The sequence below is a fragment of the Aestuariivita boseongensis genome (genome assembly GCF_001262635.1).
GTDB lineage: Bacteria > Pseudomonadota > Alphaproteobacteria > Rhodobacterales > Rhodobacteraceae > Aestuariivita > Aestuariivita boseongensis.
In genome coordinates, this window is record NZ_JXYH01000135.1 from 1 (window position 1) to 409 (window position 409).

Below are 409 nucleotides of genomic sequence, written 5' to 3' on the forward strand. Positions count from 1 at the left end.
TGGGACCGGCTTCAGCCCCAGGATGTGATGAGCCGACATCGAGGTGCCAAACACTGCCGTCGATATGGACTCTTGGGCAGTATCAGCCTGTTATCCCCGGCGTACCTTTTATCCGTTGAGCGATGGCCCTCCCACTTGGGACCACCGGATCACTATGGCCGTCTTTCGACTCTGCTCGACTTGTCAGTCTCGCAGTCAGGCTGGCTTCTGCCATTGCACTCAACGAGCGATTTCCGACCGCTCTGAGCCAACCTTCGCGCGCCTCCGTTACGCTTTAGGAGGCGACCGCCCCAGTCAAACTACCCACCACGCAGGGTCCCGGATCCGGATAACGGACCGCGGTTAGACATCAAGCAATGCAAGGGTGGTATCTCAAGGGTGGCTCCACAAGGACTGGCGTCCCTGCTTC

1 rRNA gene is annotated in these 409 nt (G+C 59.2%); it reads right to left on the bottom strand.

The features are described from left to right. Nucleotides 1–409, bottom strand: a 23S ribosomal RNA gene (locus TR61_RS19500); the annotation flags it as partial.